Source organism: Tepidiphilus thermophilus, from assembly GCF_001418245.1.
Taxonomy (GTDB): Bacteria; Pseudomonadota; Gammaproteobacteria; order Burkholderiales; family Rhodocyclaceae; genus Tepidiphilus; species Tepidiphilus succinatimandens.
Genome location: NZ_LIPU01000001.1, coordinates 353,297 through 363,613, shown reverse-complemented (window position 1 = coordinate 363,613; position 10,317 = coordinate 353,297). Strand labels below are relative to the sequence as shown.

Genomic DNA, 10,317 nt, shown 5'->3' with positions numbered 1-10,317 from the left:
TTACCCCACCAACTAGCCTAATCGGACATCGGCCGCTCCGAGAGCGCGAGGCCCGAAGGTCCCCCGCTTTGCTCTTCCGAGTTCATGCGGTATTAGCCAGCCTTTCGGCCGGTTATCCCCCTCTCCCGGGTACGTTCCGATGCATTACTCACCCGTTCGCCACTCGCCGGCACCCCGAAGGGCCCGCTGCCGTTCGACTTGCATGTGTAAGGCATGCCGCCAGCGTTCAATCTGAGCCAGGATCAAACTCTCAGGTTCAATCCAAAAACCTCGCACGCATCCTGCGATGCGCGTGCCAGCGCACCAAACCCCGCGCCAACACCCACACCGCTCGGCTGTCCCCAAATTCTTAAAGAACCTTCCCTTCCCACCACACCGCCTCAGCAGCGCGGCAGAACCAGCATTATTCCTTACTCCCTCGCCCCTGTCAATACCTTCGAAGCCGGCCCCTTCGTACTGCCTCGACCCGGCTCCACAGGCCTTCCCACCGCTTCACTCACCCGCTTTCAGCGGCAGCAGCGCGAGAGAGGGCGCATTGTAGGGAAAGGGGGCGAGAAAGGCAAACAAGAAATTTTGATCCATCCTATAACAAAACGAAAACGGCACCCAGAAAGGTGCCGTCATCAGTCATCGTGCGCCATCGCTCCGTCAAGGACGGGGCGATGGACGCAGGCTCAGAGCGCGACGCTTTCGGCGACTTCGGCGAACTCAGGGATCTGATCGAAGTTCATGTAGCGATAGATCTCGTTCGCCTTGCTCGTCACCGGCTGCAGGTGCGCGAGGTACTCTTCCACCGTCGGGATGCGGCCGAGCAGCGCACAGACCGCCGCGAGTTCGGCCGAGCCGAGGTAGACGCGCGTATCTAGCCCCAGCCGGTTGGGGAAGTTGCGCGTCGAGGTCGACATGGCCGTGGAGCCGCGCTTGATCTGCGCCTGGTTACCCATGCACAGGGAGCAGCCGGGGATCTCCATGCGGGCGCCGGCGCGGCCGAGGATGCCGTAGTAGCCTTCCTCGCGCAGCATCATCTCGTCCATCTTGGTGGGCGGGGCGATCCACAGCCGCGCCGGGATGTCGCTCTTGCCTTCGAGCACCTTGGCGGCGGCGCGGAAGTGACCGATGTTGGTCATGCACGAGCCGATGAAGACTTCGTCGATCTTGTCGCCGGCGACTTCCGACAGGCGCTTGACGTCGTCGGGGTCGTTCGGGCAGGCGACGATGGGCTCGGTGATCTCGGAGAGGTCGATCTCGATCACCGCGGCGTACTCGGCATCTGGATCGCGCTCGAGCAGCTGCGGATTTGCAATCCAGTCTTCCATCGCCTTGATGCGCCGCTCGAGCGTGCGGCGATCCTGATAGCCTTCGGCGATCATCCACTTGAGGAGCGCGATGTTCGAGCGCAGGTATTCGATGATCGGTTCTTTGTCGAGCTTGACCGTGCAGGCGGCGGCGGAGCGCTCGGCGGAGGCGTCCGACAGTTCGAAGGCTTGTTCGACCTTGAGCTGCGGCAGCCCTTCGATCTCGAGGATGCGGCCGGAGAAGATGTTCTTCTTGCCCTTCTTCTCGACGGTGAGGAGCCCTTGCTGGATCGCGTAGTAGGGGATGGCATTGACGAGATCGCGCAGCGTGATGCCGGGCTGCATTTCGCCCTTGAACTTGACCAGCACCGACTCGGGCATGTCGAGCGGCATGGCGCCGGTGGCGGCGGCGAAGGCCACTAGCCCCGAACCGGCCGGGAAGGAGATGCCGATGGGAAAGCGCGTGTGCGAGTCGCCGCCGGTGCCGACGGTGTCGGGCAGCAGCATGCGGTTGAGCCAGGAGTGGATGACGCCGTCGCCCGGGCGCAGCGACACGCCACCGCGCTCGGTGATGAATTTCGGCAGCTCGCGGTGCATCTTGACGTCTACGGGCTTGGGATAGGCGGCGGTGTGGCAGAAGGACTGCATCACGAGGTCGGCGGAGAAGCCGAGGCAGGCGAGGTCTTTGAGTTCGTCGCGCGTCATGGGACCGGTGGTGTCCTGCGAGCCCACGGTGGTCATACGCGGTTCGCAGTAGGTGCCGGGGCGCACGCCCTGTCCTTCGGGCAGACCGCAGGCGCGACCGACCATTTTCTGCGCCAGGGTAAAGCCCTTGCCGGTGTCCTTGGGCTGCTGCGGCAGACGGAAGAGCGTGCTCGGCGGCAGGCCCAGGGCCTCACGCGCCTTGGCGGTGAGCCCGCGGCCGATGATGAGCGGGATGCGACCGCCGGCGCGCACTTCGTCGAGCAGTACCGGGGTCTTGAGGCGAGACTCGGCGATGAGCTCGCCGTTCTTGTAGGCCTTGACTTCGGCGGTGTCGTGGTCGATGACGAGCTCGACCTCGTCGCCCATTTCCATCTTGCTGACGTCGATCTCGATGGGCAAGGCGCCGGCATCTTCCTGGGTGTTGAAGAAGATGGGGGCGATCTTGCCGCCGAGGCAGATGCCGCCGTAGCGCTTGTTCGGCACGAAGGGGATGTCCTGGCCGGTCCACCAGATCACGGAGTTGGTGGCGGACTTGCGCGAGGAGCCGGTACCGACGACGTCACCGACGTAGGCGACGACGTTGCCCTTCTGTTTGAGTTCTTCGATGAGGCGGATCGGGCCGCGCTGGCCGGGCTCGTCCGGTTCGATGCCGGGGCGGGGATTCTTGAGCATCGCCAGCGCGTGCAGCGGAATGTCGGGGCGCGACCAGGCGTCCGGCGCCGGCGAGAGGTCGTCGGTGTTGGTCTCGCCGGGCACCTTGAAGACGGTGATCTCGAGGCGTTCAGGCACGGGCGGGCGGGAGGTGAACCATTCGCCTTCGGCCCAGGAGCGCAGCACGGCCTGGGCGTTGGCGTTGCCCTGGTCGGCTTTTTCCTTGACGTCATGGAAGTAGTCGAACACCAGGAGCGTCTTCTTGAGTCCTTCGGCGGCGATGGAGCCGACGAGGGGATCGTCGAGCAGATCGATCAGGGGCTGGACATTGTAGCCGCCGAGCATGGTACCGAGCAGTTCGGTGGCGCGCTCGCGCGACAGCAGCGGGTTTTTCTCTTCGCCCTTGGCCACGCTCGCGAGGAATTCGGCCTTGACTTTGGCGGCGTCGTCGACGCCGGGCGGCACGCGCTGCTCGAGCAGTTCGAGCAGGAAAGCCTCTTCGCCGGTAGGTGGTTGGCGCAGCAGCGCGACGAGCTGCTCGGTTTGTTCTTTCGACAGCGGCAAGGGAGGAATGCCGAGCGCGGCGCGTTCGGCGGCATGGGCACGATAGGCTTCTAGCACGACGATCACCTCATCTGGGTTTGGGTCGAAAACCGCGGAAAGCGAACAGGTTCGATATTATATGTCTTTTATAAGACTTGGGCGTCCCCCGGCTCATTGTACCAAAGGGCAAGGCGCAAAAAACCCTCGATCGGAACGATAATTCGCTTCGATCGACCCTGCACGGCAATCGGGTCGAAGATGTTCTAGACTATTGCCAGACGGCGAAACCGTGTCGACCAGCGTTTTTTATAGGAGGTGTCCGATGTCCGTTGCTGCCGCTACGCTCAAGACCTTCCACATCCCGGGCGTCGGGACGGGGAGATTTCACGACCTTCATGCGCTGGAGACGCTCGGCATTGGCTCGGTGAAGCGCCTGCCGGTGTCTATCCGCCTGGTGCTGGAGTCGCTCGTGCGCAATTGCGACGGAGTGCGCGTCGAAGAACACCACGTGCGCGAGCTCGCCAACTGGCAGCCGCAGGGGAAACGCACCGATGAGATTCCCTTCGTCGTCGCCCGGGTGGTGCTGCAGGATTTCACCGGCGTGCCGCTGCTGTGCGACCTGGCGGCGATGCGCTCTACGGCGGCCGAAATGGGGAAAAATCCCAAAGCGATCGAGCCGCTCGTGCCCGTCGATCTGGTGGTCGACCATTCCGTGCAGGTGGATCATTACGGCACGCCGGATGCGCTGCGCAAAAACATGGAGCTGGAGTTCGCACGCAACCGCGAGCGCTACCAGTTCATGAAGTGGGGGATGCAGGCATTCGACACCTTCCGCGTCATCCCGCCGGGCGTCGGCATCATCCACCAAGTCAACCTCGAATACCTCTTCCGCGGCGTTCGTCGGCAGGATACGCCCGAAGGCCCCGTCTATTATCCCGACACGCTGGTGGGCACCGATAGCCATACGACCATGATCAATGCCGTGGGCGTGGTCGGCTGGGGCGTGGGCGGAATCGAGGCCGAGGCGGCCATGCTCGGCCAGCCGATCTATTTCCTCACCCCCGACGTGGTCGGGGTGGAACTGGTCGGCTCACTTCCCGAAGGGGTCACCGCCACCGACCTCGTGCTCACCATCACCGAGATGCTGCGCAAGGCGAAAGTGGTCGGGCAGTTCGTGGAATTCTTCGGCGAGGGCGCCGCGAGCCTGAGCGTACCGGATCGCGCCACCATCGCCAACATGGCACCCGAATACGGCGCGACCATGGGATTCTTCCCGGTGGACGAGAAGACGGTGGAGTACCTGCGTGCGACTGGCCGTACCGAGGAAGAGATCGCTGCCTTCGAGGCCTACTTCCGCGCCCAGAGCCTCTTCGGCATGCCGCGTGCGGGCGAGATCGACTATACGCGCACGCTGAAACTCGACCTCTCCACGGTGCGCGCCTCGCTCGCCGGCCCGAAACGCCCGCAGGACCGCATCGAGCTGCAGGCGATGAAGTCGAATTTCGAAACGCTCTTTTCCAAACCGGTGAGCGAAAACGGTTTCGGCAAATCGGCCGAGGAACTGGGCAAGCGCTACCCGGTGCCGGGCCGCGAGGGACTCACGCTCGGGCACGGCGACGTGCTCATCGCCGCGATCACTTCCTGCACCAACACGAGCAACCCGGCAGTGCTCATCGCCGCAGGGCTGCTGGCGAAGAAGGCGGTCGAGAAGGGTCTGAGCGTGTCGCCGCACATCAAGACCTCGCTCGCCCCCGGTTCGCGGGTGGTCACCGAATATCTGCAGAAAGCGGGCCTGCTCGATCCGCTCGCCCAGCTCGGATTTGCGCTTGCCGGCTACGGGTGCACGACGTGCATCGGTAACGCCGGCGATCTCGCCCCCGAGCTCAACCAGACGATCACCGAGAACGATCTCGTGGTGGCGGCGGTGCTCTCGGGCAACCGCAACTTCGAGGCGCGCATCCACCCCAACATCCGGGCGAACTACCTCGCCTCTCCCCCCTTGGTGGTGGCCTTCGCCATCGCCGGACGGGTGAACGTCGATCTCACGAGCGAGCCGCTGGGCACGGGCGCCGACGGCAAGCCGGTCTATCTGCGCGACATCTGGCCGAGCAGCGAGGAGATCCACGCCGTCCTGCCCTACGCCAACGATCCCGAAGTCTTCCGGCGCCTCTACCGCGATTTCACCAAGGATCACGACCTGTGGAATGCCATCCCGGCGCCCACGGGCGAGGTCTACAATTGGCCGAAGTCGACCTATATCGCCCGGCCGCCCTTCTTCGACGATTTCTCCATGCAGCCGCCGGGGGTGCAGCCGATCACGGGTGCCAAGGCCTTGCTGCTGCTGGGCGACTCGGTCACCACCGACCACATCTCCCCCGCGGGTTCCATTCCCGAAAACTCGCCCGCCGGTCAATGGCTCAAGGCGCACGGGGTGGAGCGCAAGGATTTCAACTCCTATGGGGCGCGGCGCGGCAACCACGAGGTGATGGTGCGCGGCACCTTCGCCAATGTCCGGCTGAAGAACCTGATGCTGCCGCCCAAGCCCGACGGCAGCCGCATCGAGGGGGGCTATACGCTGCTCGATGGCAAGCAGACCACCGTCTATGAGGCGGCCATGGCCTACCGCGAGCGCGGCATCCCGACGGTGGTCTTCGCCGGCGAGGAGTACGGCACCGGTTCTTCGCGCGACTGGGCGGCCAAAGGGACGATGCTCCTGGGCATCCGGGCGGTGATCGCCCGCAGCTTCGAGCGCATCCACCGCTCCAACCTGGTGGGCATGGGCGTACTGCCGCTGCAGTTCCTGGGCGAGGATTCGTGGCAGAAGCTGGGCATCGACGGCTCCGAGACCTTCGACATCCTGGGGCTCGATGAAGCACGGCTCGCGCCGCAGCAGCAGCTGACCTTGCGCATCCGCCGCGCCGACGGCAGCACGCAAGAGGTTCCGGTGCTCTCGCGCATCGACACGCCCATCGAGGTGGAATACTACCGCCACGGCGGGATCCTCCCCTACGTGCTGCGCCAGATCCTGGCGCGCGTTTGATCGATCCGCCCCCGCCTTCGGGTGGGGGTGCCTCCTTGGCTAGGAGCCGTCGTGAACCCGGAAAAAGTCGTCTTCGGTTTCTTCATCCTACTGGCGGCCACGCTCAACTTCGGCTTTTTCATCGGCGATATCGGGGTGGCCGCCTACCACGACGTCTATGAACTCTTCGCCGCGCTGGTCGTGAGCCTGATCGCCACCATCCTGAAGCTGGGCGATCGCACCCAGATCGGGGCAGTGCACCTGGCCACCTCGCTCGTGGCCGACCTGCAGCTGATCACCGCCGCCATCGTCTGGGCCTATGCCGAACATGCCACCGCGGCCGGCCTCACGCCGGAGATGGTTGCGCGTATCGTCTCGCTCTCGGGCGGGGCCTTGCTCGCCAACCTCGTGTCGGTCACCATTCTCGTGGCCGAGACGCTGATGCAACGCCGCTGAGCCCTCCCCCATGAACGTCGAAGGGCTAGACCGCAATTTCAGCGTCATCCTGCTGGTTTTACGGCGGCTGCGCGGTCCCCTGATCCTGATGGTGACCCTCTTCACGCTATCGGTATTGGGTATGGCGCTCGCCCCCGGCCCGCCCGATGCCGAAGGTCGACCGACGCATCTGAGCCTCTTTCACGCCTTCTACTTCGTGAGTTACACCGCCACGACTATCGGGTTCGGCGAAGTCCCCGAGGCGTTCTCCGATGCGCAGCGCCTGTGGGCGATCGTCGTGATTTACCTGAGCGTGCTTGCCTGGGCCTACCTGCTCAAGCAGGCGGTCACCTTGATGCAGGACGAAGCGCTGCGTCGGGCGGTGGCGGCGCTCGGCTTCGCACGCCGGGTCCGGCGCTTACACCATCCTTTCGTCCTGATCGCCGGTTTCGGCGAAACGGGGGCGCAGCTTGCATTGGCCCTGGATCGTGAAGGCATCGCGACGGTGGCGCTCGATCTCGACCCGAAGAAGATCGAGCGCGCGGAAATGATGGAATTCGTCCACCCACCCGTCACCCTGGCGGCGGATGCAAGCGACCCGAACGTGCTGCTTGCCGCCGGCTTGCGCCAGCCGCGCTGCGCTGCCGTGGCGGCGATGACCGACGACGACGCGGCCAACCTGGCGGTGACGGTAACCCAGGGTCTGCTCGCGCCACGCCTGCCCACCGTTTGCCGCGCCGAGCACGACGCCACGGTGGCCAATATGGCCGAATTCGCCACGACGGCGATCATCGATCCCTTCCACGTCTTTCAAAACGACCTGGCGCTCGCGCTCGAACATCCGGCCGCCTGGCGGGTGCGCCAGATATTGCTCGACATGCCGATGGACGAGATTCGCACCGACCGACCGCCTCCACGGGGCAGATGGATCATCTGCGGCGCGGGGCGCCTGGGTCTGGCGGCAGAGGCGGCGCTGCGCGGCAGTGAGCTCGAACTGGTGGTGATCGACCGCGCCGCCACGGACGGGGGCAAGCATTCAGAATGGATCACGGGCGATGCCACCCAGGCGGAAGTCTTGCGGCGAGCAGGAATCGAGAAAGCGGTCGGTATCGTCGCAGCCACATCCAATGACATCGACAACATTTCGATCCTCGTCGCCGCCCGCCGCCTCAACCCCTCGCTCTACACCATCGTGCGGCAGAACCGCAGACGCAACGAAGCGCTCTTTGCCGCTTTCCACTACGACCTGCGCGTGGTGCCACGCCACCTCGTCGCTGCCGAGGCGCTCGCGTGGTTGCGTCTGCCGGAGATTCCCGCCTTCCTTGCCTGGCTCGCGAACGCCCCGCAAGAACTCGCCCATGATCTGCAGGAAACGCTGCTGCGCCTGCGACGGCATGGCCCCTTGCGCAACCTGAAGATCGCGATTCTGCCGCAAACCGCTCCTGCGTTGTGGCACGCGCTGGCCGATGATTCCGGGGTCACGCTCGAGCGGCTGCTGCGCTCGCCTTCCCTGCGGCCAGAACCGTTGGCATTGCGGGTACTGGCGCTGGAGCGCGAAGGGCATTGGCAGCCCTTGCCGGAGCCGTCGACCCTCTTGCGGCGGGGCGACGTATTGCTGGTAAGCGGTACCGCCGCGGCGCTTGCCGACCTGAAAGAAATCTGCGGCTATGAGCCGACCCTCTACTACGTGCTCGAAGGCCGCGAGCGACCGCAGACTTGGCTGGGACGATGGTGGGCGAAACGCGCCCCGGAGGGATGAGCATGGCACCCTGGAGTGAACGCATCCGTGCCGTTGCCGAACGGGCACTCGCCTGCGGCGCTCTGGAGCCGATCGCCACCGAGGCGCTCGAGCGCCATGAACAGGGGTTCCCCTTCGTGCTGCGCTGGGTCTCGACGCTGGCGCACAAACCGCACCCCAGAAACGATGCAGGGCGCAACCCCTTCCTGCCGCCCGAGCCGGAACTCACGGTCGGCGCGCTCGGCAAGCGGCACCTGGTGGTACTCAACAAGTACCCCGTCTTTGCCGGCCATACCCTCATCGTCACGCGCGAGTTCGAGCCGCAGACGGCGCCGCTTTCCGGCGACGATTTTCTTGCCTGGCATGCGCTGCTCGCCGAAGGGGGGCTGGGGTTCTACAACGGCGGAGAGATCGCCGGAGCGAGCCAGCCGCACCGTCATCTGCAGTGGCTCCCGGAGGGTCATCTGGGCGAAAACCAACTCCGCGCCTTCCTGCCTCCCGGCGAAACCGGTTGGGCGGAACTGCCGTGGGCGGCCTGGCGCGAGCCGTTACCCATGCATACCGAAAGCGCCGCCTGGGCTGCAGCGGCCCGCCGCGCCTACCGCGCCGCGCTCGCCTCAATGGGCTGGCATGACGAGGCGCCGCAGCTGCCGCCTTACGACCTCCTGCTGCGGCTCGATCGCCTGTTTTTCATCCCGCGCCTGGTCGAGCGGCTCGCGGGCGTGTCGGTCAACGCGCTGGGCTATGCCGGTTCGCTCTTTGCCGCCTCCCCAGAAAAACTGCGCGCGCTCGCCGCGCTCGACCTGGTCGCAGGGCTATGCACCCTCGGCTGGCCCCGCGCCGAGCTCGCGGGCAAAAGCTGAGAGATCGGCCGTGACACGCCACAGCGTCTGACCGGAGTCACGGTACTTGCGCTCGAAGGGCGTCATGGGTTCCTCGGGCACGAACGAGGTACATTTGCCCCGTATCCCCGAAAGGGCCAGCGCGGCGACGAGCTCGCGGGCATAGACCGACCAGTTGGTACGGCACTCGAAGCGTCCGCCGAGTTGCAGCACGGTAGGCCAAACGGGATGCGCATACCAGCGCCGCCCAAGGTGCCCGATCTTGGGCCATGGGTTGGGATAGAGCCACCAATGCTCGCGCACCGGAACGCTGGCTTCCAGCGCCAGGCGCCAGAAGTCGATCACGTCGGCGCGCACGAAACGCAGGTTCTCGGGCCAGGTCGCGCGCGGATAGGGTTTCTGCCGCGAGAGCCGCTCTTGCGATTGGTCCACACCGACGACGAAGGCCTCAGGGCTGCGCCGCGCCAGCAGGATCGTCGACCAACCCACGCCGCAGCCGGAATCGAGGATCCACGGCGAGCGCCCGTCCCATGCGGCGAGCGTCTCTTCGAAGGCGGCGAGGTTATAGGGCGCGTAGGGTTTGCGGAAGGGCTGAGCGAGATGGCGGCGCACGAGTTCGGGCAGGCGCTCGTGCACCTCGCCCTGGGCGCTCGTCGGGATGCGGGAGATGCCGTAACTCATGATCGCTCAGAGGAAAGAAAGGGGAATTTTAACGAAAACCCCTTGCCCCGACTGGATCGATCGGCGATAATTTGCGTTTTCTCCAAGCAAAAGGATGGCCAAATCCGCCATCCGCCCGATCCCGAGGTGCCCCATGAAAGAGAACATCCATCCGAATTACGCCGAAGTCCAGGTGACCTGCTCCTGCGGCAATTCCTTCGTGACGCGCTCCACCATCGGCAAGCCGGCGCTGCACGTGGAAGTGTGCTCCGAGTGCCATCCCTTCTACACCGGCAAGCAGAAGATCGTCGACACGGCCGGCCGTGTCGAGCGTTTCCGCCAGAAATACGGCAATCTCGCCAACCGCGGCTGAGTTCGTCACGCCGGGTTTCAGCGAAAGGGCGGCCTTGCCGCCCTTTTTCATTGACT

7 protein-coding genes and 1 rRNA gene are annotated in these 10,317 nt (G+C 65.1%); 5 read left to right on the top strand and 3 right to left on the bottom strand.

The window, feature by feature from the left end:
- A 16S ribosomal RNA gene (locus ASC37_RS01760) occupies positions 1-258 on the bottom strand; the annotation flags it as partial.
- A gap of 416 nt (positions 259-674) precedes the next feature.
- Entirely contained in the window at positions 675-3,272 is a 2,598-nt protein-coding gene (acnB, locus tag ASC37_RS01755) for a bifunctional aconitate hydratase 2/2-methylisocitrate dehydratase (protein WP_055422741.1), read from the bottom strand.
- Between the two features lie 244 nt (positions 3,273-3,516).
- Between acnB and acnA the strand changes: the two genes are divergently transcribed.
- The 4 genes from acnA to ASC37_RS01735 are packed head-to-tail and all read left to right on the top strand — an operon-like array spanning position 3,517 to position 9,249.
- Positions 3,517-6,234, top strand: coding sequence for an aconitate hydratase AcnA (acnA, locus tag ASC37_RS01750; RefSeq protein ID WP_055422713.1), 2,718 nt, complete (start codon positions 3,517-3,519; stop codon positions 6,232-6,234).
- Positions 6,235-6,285: 51 nt separating this feature from the next.
- Positions 6,286-6,669: a DUF6394 family protein gene (locus tag ASC37_RS01745; RefSeq protein WP_055422712.1), complete on the top strand. Its 384-nt coding sequence runs from the start codon at positions 6,286-6,288 to the stop codon at positions 6,667-6,669.
- 10 nt (positions 6,670-6,679) lie between these two features.
- Positions 6,680-8,407 carry a potassium channel family protein gene (locus ASC37_RS01740; protein ID WP_055422711.1) on the top strand — a complete coding sequence of 576 codons (1,728 nt, stop codon included), beginning with the start codon at positions 6,680-6,682 and terminating at the stop codon, positions 8,405-8,407.
- A 2-nt stretch (positions 8,408-8,409) separates the two neighbouring features.
- A complete protein-coding gene (locus ASC37_RS01735) occupies positions 8,410-9,249 on the top strand; it encodes a DUF4922 domain-containing protein (RefSeq protein ID WP_055422710.1) in 840 nt (279 codons plus the stop codon).
- Here ASC37_RS01735 and trmB read toward each other — a convergent pair.
- Positions 9,202-9,909, bottom strand: coding sequence for a tRNA (guanine(46)-N(7))-methyltransferase TrmB (gene trmB / locus ASC37_RS01730; protein ID WP_055422709.1), 708 nt, complete (start codon positions 9,907-9,909; stop codon positions 9,202-9,204). The two genes, ASC37_RS01735 and trmB, sit on opposite strands and share 48 nt — an antisense overlap.
- A gap of 133 nt (positions 9,910-10,042) precedes the next feature.
- Here trmB and rpmE point away from each other — a divergent pair, with 133 nt between their 5' ends.
- Entirely contained in the window at positions 10,043-10,261 is a 219-nt protein-coding gene (gene rpmE / locus ASC37_RS01725) for a 50S ribosomal protein L31 (RefSeq protein ID WP_028874876.1), read from the top strand.
- Positions 10,262-10,317: the final 56 nt, after the last annotated feature.

Excerpts from the sequence above, each read along its gene's own strand:
- acnA (WP_055422713.1), top strand. The coding sequence starts at position 3,517 with ATGTCCGTTGCTGCCGCTACGCTCAAGACCTTCCACATCCCGGGCGTC.
- ASC37_RS01740 (WP_055422711.1), top strand. The coding sequence starts at position 6,680 with ATGAACGTCGAAGGGCTAGACCGCAATTTCAGCGTCATCCTGCTGGTT.
- ASC37_RS01735 (WP_055422710.1), top strand. The coding sequence starts at position 8,410 with ATGGCACCCTGGAGTGAACGCATCCGTGCCGTTGCCGAACGGGCACTC.
- trmB (WP_055422709.1), bottom strand. The coding sequence starts at position 9,909 with ATGAGTTACGGCATCTCCCGCATCCCGACGAGCGCCCAGGGCGAGGTG.
- rpmE (WP_028874876.1), top strand. The coding sequence starts at position 10,043 with ATGAAAGAGAACATCCATCCGAATTACGCCGAAGTCCAGGTGACCTGC.